Source organism: Sorangium sp. So ce302 (assembly GCF_051530145.1).
Taxonomy (GTDB): Bacteria; Myxococcota_A; Polyangia; order Polyangiales; family Polyangiaceae; genus Sorangium; species Sorangium cellulosum_B.
Genome location: NZ_CP150326.1, coordinates 13,199,732 through 13,223,425, shown reverse-complemented (window position 1 = coordinate 13,223,425; position 23,694 = coordinate 13,199,732). Strand labels below are relative to the sequence as shown.

The 23,694-nt window shown below is 71.6% G+C and carries 19 protein-coding genes and 1 pseudogene; 11 read left to right on the top strand and 9 right to left on the bottom strand.

Annotation, left to right across the window (positions count from 1 at the left end):
* Positions 1–12: 12 nt before the first annotated feature.
* On the bottom strand, positions 13–558 hold the full coding sequence (locus WME73_RS50115) for a hypothetical protein (protein WP_437914218.1): 546 nt from the start codon (positions 556–558) through the stop codon (positions 13–15).
* A 568-nt stretch (positions 559–1,126) separates the two neighbouring features.
* Positions 1,127–1,438: a hypothetical protein gene (locus WME73_RS50110; protein WP_437914216.1), complete on the bottom strand. Its 312-nt coding sequence runs from the start codon at positions 1,436–1,438 to the stop codon at positions 1,127–1,129.
* Between WME73_RS50110 and WME73_RS50105 the strand changes: the two are divergent.
* Positions 1,392–1,565, top strand: a pseudogene (locus WME73_RS50105) (DUF6531 domain-containing protein); the annotation flags it as partial. The gene WME73_RS50110 and the pseudogene WME73_RS50105 overlap by 47 nt on opposite strands.
* Before the next feature lie 758 nt (positions 1,566–2,323).
* On the opposite strand, the gene WME73_RS50100 reads toward WME73_RS50105, so the two are convergent.
* Positions 2,324–2,686 (bottom strand): hypothetical protein, encoded by a 363-nt coding sequence (locus WME73_RS50100; RefSeq protein WP_437914215.1) that lies wholly within the window; start codon positions 2,684–2,686, stop codon positions 2,324–2,326.
* Positions 2,687–3,009: 323 nt separating this feature from the next.
* Between WME73_RS50100 and WME73_RS50095 the strand changes: the two genes are divergently transcribed.
* A complete protein-coding gene (locus tag WME73_RS50095) occupies positions 3,010–4,131 on the top strand; it encodes an RHS repeat-associated core domain-containing protein (RefSeq protein WP_437914214.1) in 1,122 nt (373 codons plus the stop codon).
* An 8-nt stretch (positions 4,132–4,139) separates the two neighbouring features.
* Complete coding sequence (locus tag WME73_RS50090) at positions 4,140–6,575, top strand: hypothetical protein (protein WP_437914212.1); 2,436 nt, start codon at positions 4,140–4,142, stop codon at positions 6,573–6,575.
* A 108-nt stretch (positions 6,576–6,683) separates the two neighbouring features.
* Here WME73_RS50090 and WME73_RS50085 read toward each other — a convergent pair whose 3' ends face one another.
* Entirely contained in the window at positions 6,684–7,259 is a 576-nt protein-coding gene (locus tag WME73_RS50085; protein WP_437914211.1) for a TetR family transcriptional regulator, read from the bottom strand.
* 277 nt (positions 7,260–7,536) lie between these two features.
* Between WME73_RS50085 and WME73_RS50080 the strand changes: the two genes are divergently transcribed.
* Positions 7,537–8,388: a ketopantoate reductase family protein gene (locus WME73_RS50080; protein WP_437914209.1), complete on the top strand. Its 852-nt coding sequence runs from the start codon at positions 7,537–7,539 to the stop codon at positions 8,386–8,388.
* 79 nt (positions 8,389–8,467) lie between these two features.
* On the opposite strand, the gene WME73_RS50075 is transcribed toward WME73_RS50080, so the two are convergent.
* The gene (locus WME73_RS50075) at positions 8,468–9,907 is read right to left on the bottom strand and encodes a sigma 54-interacting transcriptional regulator (RefSeq protein ID WP_437914207.1); all 1,440 of its coding nucleotides are present in this window, start codon (positions 9,905–9,907) and stop codon (positions 8,468–8,470) included.
* 394 nt (positions 9,908–10,301) lie between these two features.
* Between WME73_RS50075 and WME73_RS50070 the strand changes: the two genes are divergently transcribed.
* Both WME73_RS50070 and WME73_RS50065 read left to right on the top strand, forming a co-directional pair.
* The gene (locus tag WME73_RS50070) at positions 10,302–12,665 is read left to right on the top strand and encodes a hypothetical protein (protein WP_437914206.1); all 2,364 of its coding nucleotides are present in this window, start codon (positions 10,302–10,304) and stop codon (positions 12,663–12,665) included.
* Between the two features lie 155 nt (positions 12,666–12,820).
* Positions 12,821–14,188 (top strand): ADYC domain-containing protein, encoded by a 1,368-nt coding sequence (locus WME73_RS50065; protein ID WP_437914204.1) that lies wholly within the window; start codon positions 12,821–12,823, stop codon positions 14,186–14,188.
* 65 nt (positions 14,189–14,253) lie between these two features.
* Here the strand turns inward: WME73_RS50065 and WME73_RS50060 are convergent, their stop codons facing one another.
* From WME73_RS50060 to WME73_RS50045, 4 genes are all read right to left on the bottom strand, one after another.
* Positions 14,254–15,366, bottom strand: coding sequence for an ABC transporter substrate-binding protein (locus WME73_RS50060; protein WP_437914203.1), 1,113 nt, complete (start codon positions 15,364–15,366; stop codon positions 14,254–14,256).
* A gap of 331 nt (positions 15,367–15,697) precedes the next feature.
* Entirely contained in the window at positions 15,698–16,999 is a 1,302-nt protein-coding gene (locus WME73_RS50055) for a trypsin-like serine protease (RefSeq protein WP_437914202.1), read from the bottom strand.
* A 406-nt stretch (positions 17,000–17,405) separates the two neighbouring features.
* Complete coding sequence (locus WME73_RS50050; RefSeq protein WP_437743342.1) at positions 17,406–17,888, bottom strand: hypothetical protein; 483 nt, start codon at positions 17,886–17,888, stop codon at positions 17,406–17,408.
* A gap of 102 nt (positions 17,889–17,990) precedes the next feature.
* Positions 17,991–18,506 carry a hypothetical protein gene (locus WME73_RS50045; protein ID WP_437914200.1) on the bottom strand — a complete coding sequence of 172 codons (516 nt, stop codon included), beginning with the start codon at positions 18,504–18,506 and terminating at the stop codon, positions 17,991–17,993.
* Between WME73_RS50045 and WME73_RS50040 the strand changes: the two genes are divergently transcribed.
* From WME73_RS50040 to WME73_RS50020, 5 genes are all read left to right on the top strand, one after another.
* Positions 18,505–19,077 carry a hypothetical protein gene (locus WME73_RS50040; RefSeq protein WP_437743341.1) on the top strand — a complete coding sequence of 191 codons (573 nt, stop codon included), beginning with the start codon at positions 18,505–18,507 and terminating at the stop codon, positions 19,075–19,077. The genes WME73_RS50045 and WME73_RS50040 overlap by 2 nt on opposite strands.
* Before the next feature lie 108 nt (positions 19,078–19,185).
* The gene (locus tag WME73_RS50035) at positions 19,186–21,153 is read left to right on the top strand and encodes a RecQ family ATP-dependent DNA helicase (RefSeq protein WP_437914198.1); all 1,968 of its coding nucleotides are present in this window, start codon (positions 19,186–19,188) and stop codon (positions 21,151–21,153) included.
* 67 nt (positions 21,154–21,220) lie between these two features.
* Positions 21,221–21,817, top strand: coding sequence for a hypothetical protein (locus WME73_RS50030; protein ID WP_437914196.1), 597 nt, complete (start codon positions 21,221–21,223; stop codon positions 21,815–21,817).
* Positions 21,818–22,179: 362 nt separating this feature from the next.
* A complete protein-coding gene (locus WME73_RS50025) occupies positions 22,180–22,563 on the top strand; it encodes a KGG domain-containing protein (RefSeq protein WP_437914195.1) in 384 nt (127 codons plus the stop codon).
* Between the two features lie 901 nt (positions 22,564–23,464).
* The gene (locus WME73_RS50020) at positions 23,465–23,614 is read left to right on the top strand and encodes a hypothetical protein (protein WP_437914193.1); all 150 of its coding nucleotides are present in this window, start codon (positions 23,465–23,467) and stop codon (positions 23,612–23,614) included.
* Positions 23,615–23,694: the final 80 nt, after the last annotated feature.

The window sequence follows — 23,694 nt, the reverse complement described above, 5'->3', positions numbered from 1 at the left end:
CCGGGCGAAGGCTCAGTCCGCGGCGAAGCAGTAGATACGGCCCGCGCCGCCCACCGCCGCGAGCTGCTGCTGGCTGCAACCCGCGGGGGCGTGCACGGAGTTCCACGAGTTGTAGGGCGCTTGCCCGTTCATGTTCGGACCGAGGCCGTCGGAGTGCCCCACCTGCGGCCCAGGCGTGGCGGTGGACGACGTCCAGTCGTTGCACGTGGCGGCCAGGGCCGTGCCGTCCGCCGCCGAGCCCGTGAGGATGTCGTGCTCGATCGGCGTGGGAGAGCCCTGCCACTGGCCGTTGATGGGGTTGCCCTTGTGATCGACGAAGAGCTCCGGGTTGCCCCCGGGCAGCGCGTGCAGCGCCTCGACAGTGGCGGCCACCGTGACGCCCTTGGCGTTGACCCAGGGCCCCTTGCCGATGCGATCGCGGGCATCCTCCGTGCTCGTGCTCAGGTACGCGCGCCACGTGCGACCGCCGGCGCCCACCTCGGCCGCCAGCGCCTGGCAGGTCGCGTCCGCGCCGGCGATGCCGCCCAGATCGCCGCCGCTGTCGCTCGGGGTGGACACGAAGAAACCCAGGGATGAGGTGCCCGGGTCCCCGCCAGCCCCGGTCGCGGGCCCGCCAGCGGTCCCCGCGCCGCCCTCGCCTGCACCGCCCTCGCCTGCGCCGCCCGATCCGCTCGTCGCACCAGCGCCGCCTCCTCCGACGCCCGTGCTCCCTGACCCGCCGCTGCCTCCGGTACCGCTGCCCGAGGCGCTGCTGGTCGAAGTGCTGCTGCTGGACTGATCATTACTCGTACCGCTTGGATTGGATTCATCCGAGCAGGCCGTAGAGGTGACGAGGAATGCTGCGGAAAGGGCGAGGTAGATCTTGTGCACGGCAGAGCTCCTGAGTGGGCGAATGGCGCGCACGATACCGACAGCTCGCCTCTTGCCGCAACATCGAGCGCGCAAATACGCCAATTGCGCGGGAATGGACAAAATTGCGCGGAGGCGCATGGAGGTGCCAACGGTGTTGAGACAGGCCGGACGAGGAGGCAGCGCGATGAACCTCTCGGCTGCCCGATCGGATCGACGTGCTCTCCTGTGCGTCCGTGGGGGGAGGATGCGGCTGTCAGGTGCTGTGCGCCCCCTGTTACGCTCGGCCCATGGCGCGCACGGCCCCCGTCCCGAATATCCCGGCGATCCCCGGCATGAACCCCGGCGTCTTCATCATGGGCGGCGGCGGCGGCAGCGGCGGCGGCAGCGGCAAGGGCGGCAAGGGGAGCGGCAAGGACCAGGGCGCCGACGGCTCCAACGGGGGCGACGGCGCCAGCGGAGGAGGGAAGTCGGCCTGCGGCGGCGCGGGCGGCGACGGCTCCGGCTGCCCGAACCACCACGGGTCGAAGAAGAGCGGGAAGGTGTCGAAGGGCGACCCCGTCGACGTCGCCACCGGCCGCGTGTTCACCGATCCCGTGGTCGACCTCGATCTGCTCGGCCCCCTCGGCTTGCGGTTCGTGCGCCGCTACAGCACGAGCGCCCGCGAGCGCGACGTCGGCCTCGGCTTCGGCTGGGTGCACTCGTTCGCGTGGGCCGTCGAGGTGCGGCGCCAGACCACCGTGCTGTGGACCGACACGGGCGCGGCGGTCTCGTTCGACCCCATCGCCGAGGGAGACGCGGGCGTCGGCCCCGACGGCTGGGTGCTGACCCGCGACGCCGGCGGGTTCGTCCTCGATGACGCCGCGGGCAGCTTCTATCTGTTCTCCGAGCGCGACGGCTCGATCTACCGCCTCTCCGCGGTGCGCGACGCCCATGGCAACACGACGCGGCTCACCTACGGCGACGGGCGTATCGAGTCGATCACCGACGCCGCCGGCCGCATGGTGCGCGTGCGGCGCGCGCCCGACGGCCGCATCGCCGCGCTCGATATCAAGAACGCCCCCGAGCGAGGAAGGTGGGTGACGCTCCGGAGCTACACCTACGACGAACGCGGCGACCTCATCGCCGATACGGACGCCGAGGACTGCGTCACCCGCTACACCTACGACGATCACCGGCTGACCTCGCGCACGGATCCCGAGGATCTCACGTTCCATTTCCGGTACGACGAGCGCGGCCGCTGCGTCGAGACCTGGGGCGATCACCCCGATCCGGGGCGCCTGGGCCTCGCGAAGGGCGTGCCCGAGACGCTCGCCGATGGCACGAAGGCGCGGGGGATCTACCATTGCACGCTCGTCTACGGGGAGGATGGGTATTCGGAGGTGGCGGACTCGATCACCGTTCACCGCTATTTCGCCAACGAGTTCGGCAAGCTCGACAAGGCCGTATCCGGCGGGGCCGTCTACTGCCGCACCTACGATGAGAACGGCAATCTCCGCTCGTTCACCAACCCGCTCGGGGCCACCACGACCTGGGTCCGCGACGCCCGCGGCCGCACGCTCCGCGTGAGCGATCCGCTGGGCCGCACAACCGTCATCGAGCGAGAGCCGGACGGGCACATCCGCCGCGTCACCGACCCGGCCGGCGGCGTCACGGAGGTGACGCGCACCCCGGGCGTCCTGTACTGGACCGATCCGATCGGCGCGACCTTCGAGGTGCGCGTCGAGGCGCGGGGGCTCATCACGGAGACCGTCGCGCCGAACGGCGCGCGCACGCGCTTCCTCCACGACGCGCACGGCAACGTGATCCAGAAGATGGACGGGACAGGCGCCGTCACCGAGCACGTCTACGACTACTGGGGACGTTGCCTCTCGGTGCGCGACGCGCTCGGGCACATCACGTCGTACGCCTACAACGATCGGGGCGATCGCATCGCCGTGCGCCACCCGGACGGGGGCGTGACCCGCTATGCCCACGATCGCAACGGGGACGTCGTGCGCGTCGATCACCCGGACGGCACCTCGACGCGCTTCGATCGCGGAGGCCTCCACAAGGTCTGCGCGATCCGGCGCCCGAACGGCGAGGTGAACCGGCTCGGCTACGATCGCGAGGGCCGCCTCGTGCAGGCCGAGAACGCGCGGGGGGACGTGTACCTCATGCGTGCGCTTCGTGTGGGACGGCGGCGTGCTCGTCCACGAGATCAAGCGCGTGGCGCAGGCGGCGGGCGATCCCGTGGTGGAGGAGCGCACGTACTGCTTCGAGGAGGCCCGGTACGCCCCCTGGGCCCACCGCGACACGCGCGTGGCGGGCGGGCGGCGCGAGGAGAGCCCGTGGTTCCATTACCTCAACGACGACGTGGGCGCGCCGGAGCGCCTGGTCGGCCCCGCGGGCGAGGTGGTGTGCGAGCTCGAGCGCTCCGCGTTCGGCGCGAAGGTGAAGGAGGGCGGGCGGACCACGACGCCGCTCCGCTTCCCGGGCCAGTACGAGGACGAGGAGACGGGGCTCGTCTACAACCGCTACCGCTACTTCGATCCCGCGCTCGGCCGGTACCTGAGCGCGGACCCGGCGGGGCTCGACGGCGGCTTCAACGGCTTCGACTACGCCGGCAACGCGCCGACGCGGTTCGTCGATCCGAGCGGGCTGATGCCGTTCTCGACCGTCCGGAACGCGGCCGGGAACGACCCTGGGGGGAAGGACTTCACCGATCCGAAGAACCGTCGCGGGGTGCCGGGCGATATCGAGGGCAAGAGCCAGGGAGAGCGCGGCGGGGCAAAGGCAGAGGCCCAGCGCGAACAGTTCGGCAAGGACGACGCCATCACCGAGGCCGTCAAGAACGCGCAGAAGGCGCGGAACGAGACCCAGACAGGGGACACAACATGCGCGGAGGTGGACGCGCTGCACAAGATGGCGCGCCAGATCCGCAACGAAGGGGACGCACAGCGAACGGCGCAGGGGAAGCGTAAGATGACCAATGAGGAGGTGCGCGCCGAGCTTCAGAAGCGCTTCAGGAACGGCGCGACGATCGAGACCACGAACGAGGATGGCGAGGGCATGGCGCCCTGCCCCATGTGCGCGCAGATCTTCCGCGAGCTCGGCCTCCACCCGGCCAACATCGGGGACGACGCAAAGGGCGGCGTGATCGGCCCAAACGACGAGACGGAAACCAAGGTGAACAAGATGGGCCGGTGGGATGGGAACATCACGCAGAGCGGCGAGCGGAGGCGCTCTCGACAACGGAACATCCGGACGACGCGCTCCACAACCCCCCCGTTCACCACCTGACGCACGCGATGACGACACCCCGGCCCCGAATCCCCGCCCCCGCACCTGTCGAGCGCGCCTGTCGCTGCGCCTGGGACGAGGCGTTGCGCGCCACGCTCGACCCCGGAGAGCAAAGCGCGCTGGCCGCGCTCGGCCGGTGGATCGAGGAGCCAGACCGGCCCTATGCAATCTTGCACGGCCCGCGCCCCAGCCGACGCGCGGTCGTGGCCGCCCACCTGGTCCGTACACAGCGGGAAGGCACCACTTACGCTGCAACTCTCGTGCCGATCGCGCCCGATCTCAGGCTCGAACGCGACCTGGTCGCGTTGCTCACCTCGCGGCTGCTCGCCGGTTACGGTGGTGGGTCTCCTCGGTCGCTGCGCATGCGGATCGCGGAAGAGCACGTGCGCGTGGGGCCGACGGAGGGCGAGCCGTCGCTGCTGCTCGCGATCACCGACGTGGAGGAGGCGGAGCCGCTCGTCTCCTGGCCGGCGCTGTTCTCGGCCGTGGGTCCCCGCGTCAAGGTGCTCGCCACCGTCGAGGGCGACGACGCTGCGGCCCGCGCGTGGATCCAGCGCCTCGGCTTCGATTCGGCGCGCACGCGGATCCATCCGCTGCCGACAGGGCCCTGGCCCGCGCCGGGCGATCCGGCGGCGCTCCTCGCGGCCGCCGGCGCGGTTCCGGCCCCGCTCCTCGGCCTGCTTTCGGTCGCCTACGGCCGGCTTCGCCAGGACGAGATCACGACCGCCCTCGGGGTTCCGATCGAGGGTGCCCTCGCCGGGATCGAGCCGCTCCTCACGACCATCGATGGCACCTACGCGTTCCGCACGAACGCGGCCCGTCGCGAGGTGGAGGAGCGCCTCGACCGCAGCGAGCGGGAAACATCGATCCGCCGGCTCCTGTCGCTCGCACCGGACGGCTATCCGTGCGCCTACGCGCGCGCCCACCTCGAGCAGGCCGCCGCGCCGCTCCAGGCATTCGCCGCCCTGGTGACCGAGGAGCACCTTGCCCGCTGGATGGCTCGGCCCGAGGGCTATCTCGGCTTCGTCGCCGACCTCGAGCGCGTGCGCCGTCGCGCCGTCGGGGCGCTTCCAATGAGTCACGAGGCAACGGCCCTCGCAGTGCGCGCGGCCCTGGTCGAGGCGAGCGTGAACTCGTGCGCCCGCCGCGAGGACGACGATGCTCCTGTGGGCGTCGAGCCCATGACTCGGGAAACGCCGATCGCGGATGAGCGGCGGCAGGCCAGGGCGCTCACCGCGCTCGGCGCGGCGATGGCGGCCGGCCCGGCGCGCGCCGAGGTGCTCGAGTGGGCCAAGGACGCCGCACGGCGCATCCCGGACGTCGAGTTCCGCGGGGATGTCCTCCTGAGCCTCGCCGAAGTCCTCGAGGGCGAGGCGGGGTACACGGTCGCGCGAGAAGCGCTCACCGCGTTCCGGACCGTGGAGAACGCGGAGGATCGAGCACATCAGATGCTCGTCGCGACGGGGGGACTGCCTACGGAGGAAGGGGTCGCGGTCGCGCGTGAGGCGCTCGCTAGTCTCCGCGATGGCGCCGGAGATCCTGGCGATATCGACTGCTTCTCCAAATATTTCCCGCGCGCGGTCGCCGAGGCGCTCTGGCCCGACGTGGAGGCACTGCCTGGGCCCGCGCGGGCGCGGGTGCTCGCCGCGCTCGCGGGGGTCCTCGGCGATCCCGACCGCGTGCACGCCGCATTCGCTGCGGTGGAGCAGCACATCGAGCCGTACGGCCTGCAGTGGCACTGGACGCTCAAGCAGCTCGTGCCGCTCCTCGACGCCCCGGAGGCCCGCCGTGCCGCGAAGCTCGCACCCGGGTTCGGCGAGCACGCCGTCGAGCTCTTCGAGGGCCTGATACCGCGCCTGCGAGCGCAGGGCGATCCCGCCGAAGACCTGCTCGAAGCGTTGCCGGAAGCATCGCGCGTGCGGGCGCTGGCCCGAAGCCTCCCGTTCGCCACCGATCCGGCGCGGCTGCAGGCGCGGATCGAGGCGGCCGTTCGGAAGGCGAAGCCGCTCGATCGCTACGGGCTGCTGTTCGACGTGGGCCCGTGGCTCGGCGCTGCGGGCGAGAGCGACGCGTTGCTCGCCTGGATCGCGCCGCTCGGCGACGCCCACCACCTGAGCGCCCTCGGCTACCTGGCAAGCCACGACCCCGTGCACGCCCCCGACCTGGCGCGCCGGGCCCTGCCACTGGCCCTGCGCCTCGGCGCCGACGAGCCGAACCGCCTGCTCGCCCTGCTGCCGTTGGCCCGCCATCTCCCGCCTGAGGGGGCCGCGGCGGCATTCGGCCTCCTGCTCGACGCGCTGGCCGCAGACATCCGCCCTGCCGCGCTCGCGGGCGACGGCGTGAGCCTCGATCGGCTCGCGCCGCTCATCGCGGCCCTCGCGGGCGACGAGGGCCTGGCCGGCGCGGCGCGCGAGGTGGTGCGGGTCGCCGCGTGGTTCCCCTGAGCGCCGCGGTGCTCGCGGGCTGCCGTCATGGACTGCCGCCCGCCTGCTTTGGCAGCGCGCCGGCGGCATCCTCGGCGGCCAATGGCGCCCAGGCCCGGCACGGACCAGCTACCGCTTCTTCGTCGCCATCGCCTTCACGACCGCGTCGACCGCCGTGACCAGCGAGCGCCTGAAGGCGTGCAGCCGCTGCTCCGCCGCCGATCCCTTCGCGGCCGGCTGGTTTGGCGCGAAGCTGAACCAGGACATCGACAGCCCGAGGAGGATGACGAACAGGTCCTCGGCGCACGGCTTCGGTGTCGCCCCGAGGTCGTAGGCCGCGGCGAGCTCCTGCACCTTGGCGGTCGCGACGTCGTGCTGCGCCTCGTCGGGGAGCTCGAGCTGCCTCCACATCATCATCCGCACGCTCTTCGGATTCTCGACGAGGTGATCGAAGACGCCTGCGACGAAGGCCGGCAGGTCCGACGGGTCGAAGGGCACGGCGTCGAACGCGATCTGGCACCGCTCCTCGAGCACGCTGCGGAACAGACCCTCCTTGGAGCCGAAATAGGCGTAGATGGCCTGCTTGTTCGCCGAGGCCCGCTCCGCGATGCGGTCCACACGCGCGCCGGCCAGCCCTCGCTCGGCGAACTCGTCGAGCGCAGCGTCGAGGAGCCTCTTCTTGGTCGCCGCCGAGTCGTAGCGCATGGGTGGATCCTTCCTGGAGCACACGCCGTGGCGCGCGGCAAGGAGAGCGCACCGCCGCTCCGCCCAGTTGACACGGCCAAGGCCGCTCTCTAGATTTAAACCATCCAGTTGGTTTAACACCGAGGAGCGCGTCGCCGACGATGACGATGGCGCCGCGAGGCGTCGAAAGCCCGGCCGCACCTCGGAGCTGGCGGAGTTCACAAGGGAGAGGCTTGGCCGGTACTTCTGAGTCGTGCGGCCATCCATGGGCATTTTCACAGGAGCTACGGTGTAACGCATGAAGATTGCCATTGTCGGCGCCGGTAGGATTGGAAGCACCTTTGCCTTTCAGCTCGCGCGCGCGGGGCACGAGGTGACGGTGATCGCCCGTGGAGAGCGGCTGGAGCAGCTGCGGCGGGACGAGGCGATCGTGAGCGCCTCGGGCGAGCGCGCGGCGGTGCGCGTGAGCGCCGCGCTCGACGCGACGGCGCCGTGGGATCTGGTGCTCGTGACGGTGCTCGCGTTCCAGGTGGACGCCGTGCTCCCTGCGCTGGCCGGGAGCGCGGCGAAGTCCGTGATGTTCATGTTCAACACCTTCGAGCCGCTGGGCCGCCTCCGAGAGGCGGTGGGTCCGGCGCGCTTCGCCTTCGGCTTCCCTGCGATCCTGGCGACCCTCGAGGACGGCAAGCTGACGTCGAAGGTCGTCACCCGAGGGATGGTCACCACGGTGACCGACGCGGCCTGGGCGAAGGTCTTCACGGACGCCGGCATTCCCGCCGTCGTGCACTCCGACATGGAGAGCTGGCTGCGCACGCACGCGGCGCTCGCCGTGCCGGCGATGGTCGCCATCGTCACGGCCCACGCGCGGCAAGCAGGCGTGTCGTGGGCAGAGGCGATGCGCCTCGCGCGCGCCCTGGAGGAAGGGTTACGCGTGGTGCGCCACCTCGGAAACACCATCACGCCGGAGCCGATGGTGACGGTGAGCCGCCTGCCCACGCCGGCGGCGGCCGCGCTCCTGTGGGGGCTCAGCAGGGTCGACGCCGTCCGCAAGACGGGCGCCGTCGGGCCTGGCGAGCCGCGCGCGCTGATCGACGCGATGGCCGCCGCGGCACCCGGTCAAACGCCGACGCTGCTCGCGATCAGACCCTGAAGAAGGCAGCGAGCCCATCCACGAGGGCACGAGGCGCCCCGCCCTCGTTGAAGACGCCCGGGATGTCGTCTGGCCAGGGCTAGGTCGGGCTCTCGTCGACAGAGCCCGGCGCGTCGTCGGGCTCGCCGGCGCCCGTCGACGCCCCGAGGCCGTGCCGCTCGATGAGCCGGCGAAGCTGCGTCCGGTGCATGCCGAGCGCCCGCGCCGCGGCCCGCACGTTGCCGCCTTGTTCGCGCAGCGCCGCCTCGATGCGGGCGCGCTCGCCGGCGTCGAGCGGGGGGGCGCGCGAGGGCAGCGCGCGGCGCGCCCGGGGCGCGGCAGGCGCGCTGTCTCGGCCTTCGGCGGGCGGGGCGCCGGAGGGCGGGTCGGGCTCGAAGAGGGCGCCGGCGCTCGGGCTGAGGTGCGCGGCCTCGACGCGCGAGGCCCCCTGCATGAGCGCGCTCTGGGCGGCGGCGCGCGCCTCGACCAGGAGCTCGCGCACGTTGCCCGGCCAGGGCCGCAGCAGGCACGCCTCGACAAGCGAGACGTGGAGCCCCAGCTCGGGCGCGAGCTGCCGCACTTGCCGCTCGATCAAGAGGGCCATCTCTTCGAGGCGCCGCCGCAGGGGCGGCAGCTCGACGGCGGGGCGCCCCAGGCGAAAGTAGAGGTCTTCGCGCAGCCGCCCGTTCGCGACCTGCGCGCGCAGATCGCGGTGGCTGGCCGAGCAGAAGGCAAAATCGACCTTCTTCGGCCTGGACGCGCCGAGCGCGAGCACCTCGCGCGTCTCGAGCGCGCGCAAGAGCTTGGCCTGCACCTCGAGGTCGAGCTCGCCGATCTCGTCGAGAAAGAGGGTGCCCCCCTCGGCCGCCTGGAGATACCCCTGCGCGTCGGCGTTGGCGCTCGAGTAGGTGCCGCGCTGCACGCCGAAGAGCAGGCGCTCGGCGATGCCCTGCGGGATGGAGGCGCAGTTGACCGGCACGAAGGGCCCGGCGGCGCGCGGGCCTTCTTCGTGAAAGGCACGGGCGACCCCCTCTTTGCCGGTGCCGCTCTCGCCGCGAATGTGCAGAGAGAGCCCGAGCTCGGCGGCGCGCACCGCCTCGGCGAGCCGCCGCTGCATCGCCGGGCCTCGCACGAACCCCTGGCGCGCCACGACGCCCTGGCGCGCCAGGGGGCCGACGTCGATCGAGGGCACGAAGAGCGAGTCGCCGAGGCGCACGACGCACGTCGCCTCGCGCGGCGCCCCCGCCGGCAGCGGCTCCCCGTCGACGACGGTGCCGTTCTGGCTGCCGAGGTCTTCGACCCAGAAGCGCCGCCCATCGAAGCGGAAGCGGGCATGGCGCCGCGACATGCGCGGGTCCTTCGCCTCGCCGAGCGCCGCCGAGCCGCGACCCAGCTCGAGCGCCTCGCCCTCGAAGGGCAGCGCGCTGGCCAGGGTCACCCCGGCGCCGAAGACGCGGACGAGGCCCGGCGCGGCGGCGGGCCCGCCGCTGCTCGAGGCGCGATGCCCGCTCGGCTGCAGGGTCGACCCGTCGTCCGTCATCCCACGGTCAGTATAGGTGCCTGGCGCCGACGGGTGTGCCCATAGGGGTGTCCACAGCGGTGCCCGAGCCGGTGCCCGGGGCGGGGGCTCCGAGGGGCGACACGAGGCGCAGCGTCCCGCGGCGGCGCCCGCGGGCCTGCGCTGGATCCGGGCCGGAGGCAGAGCGGCTGGCACGCGCCTCGCTAAACACCTTCGCGAAAGGCCGTCGCGAAAGGCCGTCGCGAAAGGCTGTCGCGTCCGCGGAGCATGCCGCGCGCGGCGGCACCGACTTCCGCGGTGGCCGGGTCGACGCCACGACGCCGCGCCCCCTGCGCCGGGGGGCGCGAGGCCATCCGTCGACGACGCCGCGCCGCGCGCCGCGCGCAGGCGTCGCGAACCAGCTCAGGAGGAAATCATGTCGAATCATGTCCACACGCGCGCCCGCCGCAGCTCGGTCCTGTCTCCTGTAGTCCTGGGTGCGCTCGGCGCGCTCGCGGCCGGGTGCCTCGCCGACGCGGAGCCCGCGCCGGAAGCGCCGGACGACACCGGCGCCGGCGAGCAGCCGATCGTCAGCGTGAGCTCGCCGGTCGCCGGCCCCGCCACCGCGAGCGCGACCTTGCCCGCGGCCGGCATGAGCGCGGTGCCGGCGAGCACGCCGATCAGCGACACGAGCGGGAGCGCCATCCGCCTGGCGAGCTTCTCGAACGGAGCGAACCTCGCGGCCGGGCCGACGAGCGATCGCGCAGCCTGGCGCAACGCGGCCACGGCCGACCCCTTCTCGGCGCCTCCGGCGCTCAGGACGCACCTCGACGAGGCGCTCGCGAGCGCGGACGCGAAGGTCGCCGCCGCGCTCGACGAGGCCGACGCCAGCGCGGTGCTGGCCGATTTCGAGGCGATGTTCCCCGGGGGACTCTCGGCCAGCGTGACGCAGGACTTCGACGGCTTCGGCGCCGCGCGCGCCCGCTGGCTGAAGCGCTCGATCGAGAAGACAGGCACGTTCAATTACCCGGACCCGCGCCTGTTCGGCGAGGCGCGCCAGCGAGGCGCGCGCCTGTACTGCGCGGCCCGCGAGGTGCAACGCCAGCAGAGCGCGCGCCGCAAGCGGTCGATGGGCCAGAGGGCGCTCGCCGAGCTCAGGCTCTTCGGCCGCACGGTGGACCTGCTCGTCATGGAGCCGACGGTGGTGCTCGACGGGCCCGAGCGCTTCACCGGCTCGGGCGTCAACGACGGCGCGCAGGCGTTCGTCGTGCCCATCCTCGCGGGGGGCAAGCTGACGCCGATCGGCAACATGGGTCTGCCTGGCTTCGGCGAGATGCGCGCGCCGCTCGCCTTCGTCAGCGCGGACGGCGAGGTGGTGAACGACGCGTCGCTCGATCCGACGACGGGCGCCTTCCGCCGGCGCTTTCAGACCGTGACGCACGCCGACGCGGTGGTCTCGCGCCGGGCGGTCGTGCGGCCCGACCCCGTCAGGTTCCCGCTGTTCGATATCGGCGTCGTGCACGTGAACCTCGAGCTCAAAGCGCGCGCCGACATCGGCGCGCTGAGCACGCCCAACGAACGGCTGCTCGGCCACACCTCGGGCACGCTGCCCTTCGGCCTGACGCCGCGGCCGATGGGCCCCATCGGCTCGATCGTCGTGCCCTTCCCGGTGTCGTGGGGCGACATGCCGATGATGCTCAGCTCGGGCACGGCCGCCACGCCGACGCCGGTCGCGCCGGCGTCGGGCCTGCGCTGGTTCTTGCTGTCGCCCTCGGGCGCGGGCGACATGGGCCTGATGCCGGTGACGAACCCGATGCTCGCGCGCATGATCCAGGACGATGATCACACCTTCACGGTGCGGCACAGCGCCGGCATGGAGTCGGTATTGACGGCGGGCGCCGGGTTCGACATCGGCATCTTCGCCATGTGGCTCGACGTCTCCGGCGGGCTCGGGGTCAACGGCGGCCAGGAGCAGGTGCTGCGCGATGCGGTCGCGCTCGAGAACCAGCAGCCCGTCACGGTGCTCTCGGTGACCCCCCGCGGCTTCGTGAACGCGACGTACTCGGCGGCCATCAAGCTGCACCTGCGCTTCGGGCCCTTCGGCTTCGACGTGCCCATCGTCAACACCCGCGGGACGCTGGCCGAGACGACGACGGGCGACTGGCCCGAGGCGAACCGCTTCCGCATGGGCACCGGCTCCGGCACGGGCGCGCCCCTGACGCAGCCGAACGTCCAGTCGCACCTGCCGCTCGACGGCGCCTTCTCGAGCTTCCCCGTCGACGTCAACACCTGCCTCGCCGACACGGCGCCGAACCCGCCGACGCCGCCGCCTTGCGAGGCCGATCCGCCGAGCGGCGCGCGCCCGGCCGTGAACATCTGCCTGACGGGCCGGGCGGTCTCCGGCTTCCCCTACCCGTCGAACGTCTGCGCCGACCCGGCTTCGTACTCGAACACCCTGCGCGCCAGCGGGTTCAGCGCTGCGCAGGCGAAGTGCGTCGAGGCCCAGCTCAGCCTCGTGTGCGCCCCTGTCTCGACGCAGACCAGCCTGACGAGCGTGAACCACGTGACCGACATTCGCTTCAACCCCGACGGCAGCGTCGACACGAGCGCCATCGGCGCCGAGGCCAGGGCGGTGAGCGAGGCGATGCAGCAGTGCGAAGACGCCTTCGGCGCAGGCGCGGCGCGAGCGCTCTTCGGCGTCGAGGCCTGCGACGACCACGCGAAGCCCTTCAGCCCGAATCGACCGCCCTTCAGCGTCACCGCCGGCGGCACGACCATCCGCCCGCCGAGCTGCGAGTGAAGGCGGCGCCCGGGGCTGAAGGGCCGCATCCTGCCTCCCGCCCCGGGGCGTCCCTGCGGGGCTGTCGGAGCACGGGGGCCTGTGTCCAGCAGATGCCGCGGTCCCCGAGGTGGTGAGGGCGGCGAACGCGACGAGCGCGACGAGGAGGATGTCCGATGAGAAACGAAACCTGGCGAGGCGAGCGACGTGGGCGCGGCGTGCGGGCCGCCGGAGGCGCCTCGGCGGCGTGGCGCGCGCGATCGATGCTGGCGCTCCTGGCAGCGGGCGCGTGCGGCGCCTGCGCTCTGCCCGAGCCCGGGGATCCCGAAGACGCAGCGCAGGCGGCGCCGGACGCGCCCCCGTCCGGGATCGAGGCCGGCGGCGCCGGCGAGCCCGCCGGCGCGCTGCCGCCCGGCGCGGCGACGGGAGGCGCCGAGGGGGACACGACGTACGAGATCCCCGACCTCAGGGCGCTGCTGCCTTATGACCCCACGAAGCGCCCTGGCAGCAACGGCCCGGGTATCTACGTGATGGCGGCCAGCGATAGCACCTACTGCTTTCTCAACGATCAAGGCGTCCCGTCCTTTTGCCCCGAGCGGTTCGTCAACGCCGGGGGGAGCGTCAAGCTCGAGTTCCGCAGCGCGACGAGACCCGCCGCGCTGTACTCGTCCGCCGTGAGCGCGTCGCGCAGGCTGCCCGGCGAGACGGCCTTTCGGCCGGTCGTGCTGCGAAGCGTGCGCGCCGTCGGGATGGAGCTCGAGATCGAGGTTGCGCTCGACGGCGTTGTGTTCCCGCCCGTCCGGGGAGCGGCGCTCTCCTCGTTCAAGCTCGAGGTGGCCGGCCCCGGGGGCCTGTTCTTCCGCTACGAGCTGATGGTAGAGCCGCCGGGCCCGGCGCCGCTGCCGCCTCCGCCGCCGGATCCGGAGCCGCGCCCCTGGTTCCGACGGTACAACGTCAAATACCGGGTGGTCCCCGCCGGGGCCGATCCGAGCGCCTCCCGGTGGCGCCGCCACTGCAGCGTGGCCGGCGTCGATCTCCGGGCGTCGTTCGCGGGGGAGAGCAGGGTCGACGGGCTCTTCGCCACCGTCGCGCGCGACGCGAGCGCGACCACGATGAGCTGTGAGACGGGGGCCATCGACACGTGCCTCTCGTGGGGATATGCCCCCTGGCGGACCGAAACGGCGAGCGCCGACGAGGGCCGCTTCCTGTTCGGCGCCTGCCTGCACGCGAAGCGCGCGGCCTACTTCGCGGGCCCCGCGGGCGGCGCGGAGCGCACGACCAGCTTCACGCGCCCGGGCACCCCGATCGTCGTGCGCGACAAGCTGGGCATCCTTCCGGGCGCCGACCCGACGCACCTCGAAGCGATCTGGAGCCCCGAAGGCGCGAAGTGCTTGAACGTGGAGAACCTGCGCATCTCCGAGTTCCACGACCATGTGGCCTCGCTGTCCTCGCTGTCCTCGCTGCCCCCGTGCACGGCCCACTGGTCCACCATCGGCACGTTCGCCACAGGGCGCGTCGGGCCGCCCGGCCCTTCGACGTGGTGAGCAGGCCGCCTCGCGGGCGGGTCAGGGCCGGGCGGCGCCTCCGGCAGTCGGACCTGCGTGCTCTCTCAGCCGGCGTGAAGGATCCGAAAGCGATCGGGTTCCGCCGGATCTCGATCAACGACCTGGACTGGCGCCCAAGCCCACTGCCAAACGCTGATGCCTGGCGCGCGGCAGAACCGGATCTGCCCGCGGGTGCCTTCGACCGCGACGCGCGCCCAGGATTCGGCGGTGCGCGCCCGGTCCGCGCCGTGAGAACGCAGCACATCGGCGAGGACGGCGACCGTGTCGTAGCCCTCGAAGGCGACGAAGGAAGGCGCTTCGGCCAGCCGCTCGCGCAGGGCCGTCTCGACTCGGGCACCGAGTTGGCTGAGGCGCTCGGGCAGGTAGCGCAAGAACGGGATCGCGGCGTTGTCACCGCCCAGCAACGCCGCCCATTCGGCGAACTCCGGTTGCCCGGCCGGAGCACCGATCATGATCTCGGCGAGGCGCTGGTCGCGGCGGACAGACCTGACGATCGACACCGCCGGCTCCGGGTAGCCGACCAGAAGAAGGAGGGCTGTCGCGCGGTTGCCGGCGAGCTCGTCGCACACGGCCGCGGGGGCGAGCGCGCGCATGTCGAGCTCGATGACGGTGCCGCCGCGTGGAGCGAGGTGGTCCCGCAGAACGCGGGCCCCGGACGCCCAGTAGACGCTCGAGTCGGCGGCTACGGCGATGCGCCTGTGGCCCGCGCCGAGGAGGAAGTCCGCGTAGATCCGCCAGCCGTGGGACTGCGCCGGGGCGAGGCGCGCGACCCATTCCGCTGGCTGTTCGGTGAGCGCGTCGAGGACCGCTGACGAGCAGAGGAACGGCAGGCCGAGGGCGTCGGCCCTGCCGGCAGCGGCGCGAGCGGCGACGCTGTGATACTCCCCCGCCAAGGCAGCCACGCCCAGGCGAGCCAGCTCATCGACGGCCGCCGCGGCCCTCTGCGGATCGGCCGCGGTGTCTCGGACCACCAGCTCGAGTGGTCTTCCGACGATCCCGCCGGCGTCATTGACCTCGCGAACGGCCAGCTCGAGTCCAGCGAGCAAGTGCCGGCCTGCCTCGACCCAGCCGGGCCGAGTCAGCGGAACGAGAGCGCCGATCTGGACGGATGATCCGTCGGTCCGCACCGCTCCAGGTGGCGACAGTGGCGTATTCATGCGTTGGCGTCACCCGTGCAACGATTCGTTACACCATGCCTGCAACGCAGAGTAGCAAGGCCCGATAGCACGGGTCCATCCATTTCGCCGTGGCGGGCGCACCTGGGTGACCATGCCGGACATTGCATCCGCCCACCATCTCCAGCGGTGGATCACGCCAGACGCCGTGTCCACGAGGGTAGGCCAGCACATCTTGGGGCTCGATTCCGCACGGGGCCTACCGAGCGAGGCTCGCGAGAGCGCGCCGTCCTGGCCTCGCGCGGCCGGCGTGGGGGTGATTCGGCGCTCGCCTCGCGACGCGAGGAGCGCTGGCCGCTCCGCGCGCTCGCTCCTACAAGCGCTCGATGAGGAAGCTCCGGGTCTGGTCGTCGAAGCTCTGGGGGGCGAGGTTCGCGTCTGCCGTGAGGACGCGCGACTGGGCCGAGTATTGGAAGAGCCCGTCGTAGAGCGTCACCTTGAAGCCGGGGGGGACGCGGACGGAGCTGGCCCTCCGGTCCCAGGGGGCCCAGGGGCCGCCGAAAAAGACCGCGGAGCCGACGCCGTACATGAACGATTCGCCCGAGAAGTTGGCGTGCTCGTAGAAGGTGACGACGTCCAGCTGCGGGTCCGAGGCGTTCGAGACGACGATGCCCGAGAGCACGTCGTTGAAGCCCGCGGCCACGAGATCCGTGTCCGAGGTGAAGATGCGCACCTCGCCCCCGAAGTTGTGGTGGATGAAGGCCGTGACCCGGAGCCCGGCGGGGACCTCGATGGCGCTCGCGCGGTTGTCGCCGATGATCGTCGTGTTCAGGAGGTTGTGGTGGCCGATCCCGAAGCCCTGCGAGATGCCGGAGAAGTTCGAGAGATCGTGGAGCACGACCTGGTTGCTGGGGTGGACGGTGGGGCCGGCGGCGATCGTGGCGTCGATCCACGCCCGGTGGCGCGCCACGTCGACGCCGGTGACCGTCGCGTGCAGGTTCGTGCCGTTCTGTCCGTTCGTGGCCGAGAACACGGCGACCTGACGCCCGTCGACGAACCACGGGCCGCCGGAGTCGCCGCTCCAGCCCGCGCCCGTCACGCCGGTCCCCAGGAGCTCCTCGTCGGAGCGCCAGCCATTGATGTGGAGGGTCGCCTTTTTGAGCGACGGCGCCATCACCAGCGGCGTGCCCTCGCTCCCCCAGCCGTAGGCCGTCGCGTCCCTGTCGATCCAGGTCGACGTCGCCTCGGCGAGCTGGACGAACGGGCCATCGGCGTCCTCGGTCAGGTGGAGCAGCACGATGTCGGCCACGGCCGAGGGCACCTCGACGGCGTCGACCTCGATGCGCTGGCCCTCGCCGTACGTGTTGCTGCCGACGCGCACGGCCAACGTCTCGCCCTCGTCCGCGATGCAGTGCTGCGCGGTGAGCACCCAGCGCGGCGCGACGAGGGTGCCTGTGCACTGGTAGAAGTCGCCCGTGCTCCGCACGTCGAAGACCTGCACGGCCCAGGGGCTCGCCTCGGCGAGCTCGCCGCCGATGATCGCGGACGAATGCGACCCCAATGCATCGAGCGTCTCGTCGGACGCGCCTTCAATCGAGCAGCCCGTGGAGAGGCCGAGCGCGGCGCCCGCGCACACCGCGAGACCAAGCTGATGACCAAGTTCTCTCTTCTTCATTCTGCCTCCACATCATGATTCTGTTCAGACGATCGTTCGCGCCGACGGAGTCCGCCTCCGCCAGGAGCCAGTGCTCGTCAGCAAGCCGAGTGACGGGGCCTGTGATTGCGTCGTGCCGGGCTCGGCGACGGCATCTCCAAGCAGACCCATGGGGGCACCAGGCTGAAACCGGTGAAGGGACAGCCGGAGCGGCAGGCCCGGAGGCGGGCGGTCGAAATCCGCCCGCGACGGCTCAAGAATCGCGCCCAGAGCATGCTGCGCTACCCGGAGCGCCGCCAGGCGGCGATCTGGAACGGCCGCGTTCGAGGCGTGGAACGAGGCGGCATCCCGCCGCACCTCGCCCGCGCCGGCAGCCTCCAGCGACACCTTGACCCCCTCGGACGTCACCTCCGGCGGAGGCGATCGATCAACGATACGGTCCCTGCCGCGGCGCCTCACCATCGAGCGCCGACACGTCCACGTGCTCGTCGAGCCCCTCGAGGTCCTTCACGTGCCACTCGACCAGCATGCAGCCCGCGCAGATGTACGCCTCGAGCTTGCCGACCCTCCGGCTGCGCCAGACGCTCGGCTGCGCGATGGCGAGCTCGTTCCGCCCGTCGGCGTCCGCGTCGAGGACCTTGGGCGCGTGGAGGATCTTCCTCGCGCCGCAGGCGGGGCAGCGGAGCTCGTCGCGCATCGACGCGGATCGCCGCTCGAGCAGCGCCTGGACCTCGCGCTCGAGCCGCCCTACCCGCTCCTCGAGGGAGCGCTCCGCCGGCGCGCTCGCGGCGTGGGGCTCGGTGACGGGATCCGCGACGGGCGCGCTCGCGGCGCGGGAAAGCCGGGCGCCGCAGCCCGGGCAGAAGACATGGGCCTCCGCGTTCGAGCGGCCGCACGTGGGGCAGTGCATGCCGACAGGATACGGGCGATTTCCCGCGGAGCGAACAGCAGGAAGGCCCGATCTCACGCCACCAGGATCTCCACGGCCACGAGCCGGTCCTCGCGTGTCCCGTCACAGCTCGACGCGCGGGGCGTCGACTTCCTCGTCTACGCCGAGAAGGACAGCTTCTTCTGGCATACGCTGGACGGGGCTGCGTGCATGAGAGCGTTCCTCGCGCATTTCAGGGCGCTCCCTCTCGATGGTCGAATCGCGTACTTCAAACGCTTTGATCTGGGGCCAAGGTGGGTAGACCGAGAGGCTTGGTTCGATCTGGCCTTCGATGACGAGCGGGTCGGCGATCCGGACCACGACCTGGCGCATGCCGAAATCTTTGGACCGCGCTCGACACGCGGCGAAGCGCCCCGCAGCTAGTGCGACAAACGGGCCGAAACTGCCTGAAAGCGCAGAATTTCGAGCCACCAAGGCGCCATGAGACGCCAAGATGCTTGTCAGGTAGATTGGCAGGCTTTTGATCAACACCGAAGTGCGCCGTCCGTCGCGACAAAGCCCATCGCCGCGTTGAACGTCACCATGACAAGGTCGCAGGTTGTCTTCGGACGCGAAGGTGCTATCCTGATGTCTCATCATGGACGTTATCTTTCGACGCACCGGCGAGCGGCGGTACGCCGTCGTCGTGGAGGTCGCCGGCAAACAGCCCCAGGTGATGGATCCGGCGCCTGGGTTCGACGACCACATTCCGCACGACCTCGTCCACTACGTCGTGGAGGCCGAGCTCGGCTTGACGTCGGGCGTCTTCGGTCGTGCCGCGAGCGGCGGCGGCACCTTTATCTCGGCCGCGCTGGGCGACCGGAGCCCGCGCGAACGGGCGCGCGAGCGGCGGAAGCAGCTGCGCCGGGAGACATCGCTTCGCAACGCGGACGAGGGCAGGCAGCACGACATGGTCACGTCGGAGCGCCTCGCCGCCGTCTGCGACCTGATCTGGAGGCGCCGCCAGGGGCAGCGCCCGGATGCCTCGCGGCCCGCGCCGCGCGAGTCGCTCTCGGGCGAAGATGCCCGGCGAGTCGATCGCGTCGTCGTCCGGCTCGAGGAGCTGGCGCCTTTGTGGAACCAGCTGCCGGTGGGCGGTGAGCTCGCCTTCACATGGCCGAGCGTCGTGCCGAGGGCTCCAGGCCGGCGAGACGAGCGCCGCGTCGTGTGATGTCGGCTCCGCGGGAGAGCTTCTCACTGATCCGGGCTTGTCGCTCTACGCGGCTGCTGAGGTGACGGCGGGGTGTTCCTCGGCGCGAGCGAGGTGTAGGATGCCCCCTTGAACCAGCCCACACCATCCGGCCCCGATCTGCTCGACGTCCTCGAGGCGCGGTTCAACTTCCGCGAGCTCCGCCCAGGCCAGCGCGCGGTCATGGATGCCTTGCTCTCGGGACACAGCGCGCTCGCGGTCTTCCCGACAGGCGGCGGCAAATCGCTCTGCTACCAGCTCCCCGCGCTCCTGCTCGACGGGGTCACGATCGTCATCTCTCCGCTGATCGCGCTGATGAAGGATCAGATCGATTTCCTCAGCGCGCGCGGCATCGCCGCGGTCCGGCTCGACTCGTCGCTGTCAGCCGACGACGCGGCGGAGGCGCACAGGGATCTGCGCTCGGGCAAGACGAAGCTGCTCTATGTCGCCCCCGAGCGGTTCGTGAGCGAGCGGTTCATGGCGCTGCTGAAAGAGCTCAAGATCGCCATCTTCGCGGTGGACGAGGCCCACTGCATCTCCGAGTGGGGACACAACTTCCGCCCCGACTACCTGAGGCTCGCGGACACCGCCCGGGCGCTCGGCGTGCCGCGCGTGCTCGCGTTGACGGCCACCGCGACGCCCGGGGTCGTGCGCGACGTCTGCGCCACCTTCGGCATCCGCGAGGAGCACACGGTCATCACCGGCTTCTACCGACCGAACCTCGAGCTCCGCGCGACGGCGGTGAGCGCGACCGCGCGCGACCGGGTCCTGATCGAGCGCCTGCGATCCCGGCCGCCCGGCTCCACCATCGTCTATGTCACGCTCCAGAAGACCGCCGAGCACGTGGCCGAGAAGCTCGCTTCTGCGGGGCTGCCGGCGCGCGCGTACCACGCCGGGATGGAGGCGGCGGAGCGCGCGCGCGTGCAGGACGACTGGATGCAGAGCGACCGCGGCATCGTGGTCGCCACCATTGCGTTCGGGATGGGGATCGACAAACCCGACGTGCGTTATGTCGACCATTACAATCTCCCGAAGAGCCTCGAGAGTTATAGTCAGGAGATCGGCCGCGCCGGCAGGGATCAGGCGCGCTCGGTGGTCGAGGCCTTCGTGTGCGGCGACGATCTGCCGGTCCTCGAGAACTTCGCCTACGGCGACACGCCGACCGAGGACGCGCTCCACGGGGTGGTCGGCGCCGTGCTCGCCGCGCCCCAGGTGGAGCTCGGCCTGCACGCGCTGGGGACGCGCCACGACGTCCGGCCGCTCGTGCTCCGCACCGCGCTGACCTACCTCGAGCTGATGGGCGCGGTCCGGCAGCTCACGCCGTACTACGCCGGCTACGAGGTGCGGCTCCACCGCAGGCTCGAGGAGGTCATCGCGTCGGTGAAGGGCGAGCCGGCGCGGTTCCTCGAGGCGCTCTTCGGCCAGGCGAAGAAGGGGCGAGTCCTGTACGCGGTCGACCCGGCCGCCGCCGCCGCCGCGCTGGAGCAGCCGCGCGAGCGGGTGGTGCGCGCGCTCGAGTACCTCGAGCGGCAGGGGCTCGCGGAGCTCAAGGTGTCGGACATCCGGCACCGCTTCGTGCGCGTCGCCTCGATGGACGACGCGGGCGCCCTCGTCGGCGAGCTCCTCGCGCGCTTCGCGAAGCGCGAGGACGCCGAGATCGGGCGCGTGCGGCAGGTGATCGAGCTGCTCACCTCGGAGCGCTGTCACGCCGCCGCGCTCGCCGCGTACTTCGGCGAACGCCTCGACGCCGCGTGCGGGCGCTGCACCTTCTGCCGCGCCGGCGTCGCCGTGACGCTGCCGGAGCCGGCGCACGCGCCGCCGATGCCGGTGGGGCTCGACGTCGCCGCGTTCACGGCGCTGCACGCGGCGCACGCGGGCGCCCTGGGCCATCCTCGCCAGGCGGCGCGTTTCCTCTGCGGCCTCTCGAGCCCGGCGACCACCCAGGCCAAGCTCGCGCGCGATCCGCTCTTCGGCGTCCTCATCACGCGCCGGTTCGCCGAGGTGCTCGACTGGTGCGCCGGGCTCCCCCGCCTCGCCGGCGCCGCAGCGGCGACCTGACCGAGGCCGGCGCCGCCCCCCTCCCGCAGCGCCGCCCTTCGACCACTTGGCCGAGAATCCGAAGAGCATGCGGTTGATGATGTGGCGGCAGCTCGAGCTCCCCGATGAGGCCGAGCACGACGCGGTGACCGCCAAGGTGAATGCCATCGCCGCGGCCTACGATCTCGGCGCGACACCGAAGCAGGGCACCGAGGACCTGTATCCCGTCGCGGACACGTGGACCACCGGCGGAGCGTTGCCCCATGCCCTGTACCCCGTGGGCGCCGCGCCCCTGCAGGACGGCAGGGTGCTCTTCAGCCCAGGCGGGCTGGTCTACGATCCGAGCACCGGCACGACGACGAGCGTCCCCCTCACCCCCGGCGAGGAGGTTCATGGGTGGGAGTTCGTCCAGACGGCGCTGACCCCGCTGCTGAGCGGGCTCGTGCTGCGCACGGGCGGCAGCGACGATGACCGCGTGCTCAGGGAGGCCGTGCTCCACCATCCCGCGACGAACACGGGGTCCAGCGCGGGCACGATGCCCGTGCCCCGCCACCTGCACACCGCGACAAAAAGCTCCTCATGGACGTTTGCACAAGATTTGTTGATAATCTCTCTCGCTCCACGGGAATGCATCGTGTCCAGTCGCGCTCGTTGGCCAGATGAAGCGAGGCGCAATGTCCCGTGAGCACTCACCCCACGAGGCAGTCTGCCCCGCGGCGAGCCCGCCCGTGACGGCTCGCTTCGGCAGAGCGCGGCGCGCGGCGATGTCCCCTTGACGGCGCCTCGTCGAGCGCCGCCCGCGCGTCAACGATACGTGGTTTCCCATCGAACGCCGCGCTCCCCTCATCACTCCATCACCGCCGTCGGCGTGGTCCCCTGGGATCGGTTGCCCTCCTTCGTCGGGTCCGCGGGTGACAGCCGCGCTCTCGGGCTCCGCTCTGGCACCGCCGTTGCAGTGCCCCCGTCGTGAACCCGCCGGCATCGCCGGCGTGGAACAAACAAGACGCAGCAGAGACTGCGTCGCAAAAAGCTCACTGGAGGTGTAACATGGCACAGAATCAGGGTAACAACCGTGGGTTTGCTGCAATGGATGACGACCGCCAGCGCGAGATCGCGAGCACGGGCGGCAAGGCCGCGCACGAGAAGGGCACTGCCCACGAGTTCAGCTCTGAGGAGGCCCGTGAGGCCGGCCGCAAGGGCGGCGAGAGCGTGAGCCAGGACCGCGAGCACATGGCCGAGATCGGCCGCAAGGGCGGCGAGAGCGTGAGCCAGGACCGCGAGCATATGGCCGAGATCGGCCGCAAAGGCGGCGAGGCGCGCGGCGATGGCGCGGAGAACGACGGCGGGCGCAGCGGGAGCGGACAGGGCCAGCGCGGCGGCAGCCACGAGCAGCACGTGAGGGCCGGGCAGCAGAGCCACAAGAACCGCTGAGAGCGCCTGGCGATTGGCGCTAGCGCGCAGAGCGCCCTCGATGAGGGAGCTCGATGCTCGGGGGAGCCGTGGCTCCCCCGAGTCTTTTCTTTGCCGGTGCGCTCGAAGGAGCGGAGGCGCATTGCAGCGGATGACGATCAGGGGTCGGGGAGCAGGTCAATGGGGACGCGCCAAGGGCGATGCCGGAGTGCTCTCTGAGCCAGTGTGCAAGCGTATCGGCAGTGCGGTCGGGGAGCAGGTCAATGGGGACGCGCCTCTCGAGATCAACGAGGATGGTGTCATAATCGAATCTATTATGGTTTCCTGATCCGCGAGGGAATGCGGGCAGACGAGCCTGGAAGGCCAGAGCCGTCCGATCTCGATCTCGAACGCGGCGCCGTTGTGCTCGATGAGAACAAGACGGATGACCCGCGCGCCTGGGCGCTCTCCCCCGATGTTGTGCGCGCGCTTCGAGATCCCCGACCTGAACGGCAAGGGCGGCCCTTGAGGTGGAGGTGCTCCCACGTCCGCGGGACTGGAGGCAGGCTCGCCGTCGCCGAGCGATAACGCGTCCCTCGCCCGCGCGCTGCACGGCCAAGCACCCGGCGCGGTCTATGACCACGCTGGCCAGCCCGCACGGGGGCGACGCGACGGCTACAGGCGGCGCGTCGGGCCCGCGTTGGGCCACGCCAGAGACTCGCTCGGCTGCGAACGAGCTAGAACCATATGAAATAATTGATATTTCGTCCGCCTCGCCTCGGAGTCGCAGAAATCCTGGCGGGACTGTTCCGCGGGGGCGAACCGTCGCGATCCGTCGCATCCCCGGGCATCTGGGGAGGGCGTGACGACGGATCGCACCCCCTCATGGGGCATGGGCCCAACCCGGGCCCAATTGTCAAGCCCCGGGCCTTGGGAGCTCGCCGTGACCGATCCGTCGCCTCGGGCGGCCGTGGTCGCCTCGCTCGCCAGCACCCTGAGCCGCGCCGTCGCCCTCGGGGATGAAGTGGCGGCCCGGGTCGTTCACGAGGCGCTCGGTCGGCTGCTCGGGCTGCCGGTCGCACCGGAGGGGTGAGCCAGGCTGGACGGGGTGCGGTGCATCTTGCGCCGTCGGCGAAGTCTCCGGCGAAGAGCTCTTCCGTGCATGACCAAGGC

Coding starts and splice junctions, on each gene's coding strand:
- WME73_RS50090 (WP_437914212.1), top strand. CDS start 4,140: ATGACGACACCCCGGCCCCGAATCCCCGCCCCCGCACCTGTCGAGCGC.
- WME73_RS50085 (WP_437914211.1), bottom strand. CDS start 7,259: ATGCGCTACGACTCGGCGGCGACCAAGAAGAGGCTCCTCGACGCTGCG.
- WME73_RS50080 (WP_437914209.1), top strand. CDS start 7,537: ATGAAGATTGCCATTGTCGGCGCCGGTAGGATTGGAAGCACCTTTGCC.
- WME73_RS50075 (WP_437914207.1), bottom strand. CDS start 9,907: ATGACGGACGACGGGTCGACCCTGCAGCCGAGCGGGCATCGCGCCTCG.
- WME73_RS50070 (WP_437914206.1), top strand. CDS start 10,302: ATGTCGAATCATGTCCACACGCGCGCCCGCCGCAGCTCGGTCCTGTCT.
- WME73_RS50065 (WP_437914204.1), top strand. CDS start 12,821: ATGAGAAACGAAACCTGGCGAGGCGAGCGACGTGGGCGCGGCGTGCGG.
- WME73_RS50060 (WP_437914203.1), bottom strand. CDS start 15,366: ATGAATACGCCACTGTCGCCACCTGGAGCGGTGCGGACCGACGGATCA.
- WME73_RS50055 (WP_437914202.1), bottom strand. CDS start 16,999: ATGAAGAAGAGAGAACTTGGTCATCAGCTTGGTCTCGCGGTGTGCGCG.
- WME73_RS50050 (WP_437743342.1), bottom strand. CDS start 17,888: ATGCACTGCCCCACGTGCGGCCGCTCGAACGCGGAGGCCCATGTCTTC.
- WME73_RS50040 (WP_437743341.1), top strand. CDS start 18,505: ATGGACGTTATCTTTCGACGCACCGGCGAGCGGCGGTACGCCGTCGTC.
- WME73_RS50045 (WP_437914200.1), bottom strand. CDS start 18,506: ATGATGAGACATCAGGATAGCACCTTCGCGTCCGAAGACAACCTGCGA.
- WME73_RS50030 (WP_437914196.1), top strand. CDS start 21,221: ATGCGGTTGATGATGTGGCGGCAGCTCGAGCTCCCCGATGAGGCCGAG.
- WME73_RS50025 (WP_437914195.1), top strand. CDS start 22,180: ATGGCACAGAATCAGGGTAACAACCGTGGGTTTGCTGCAATGGATGAC.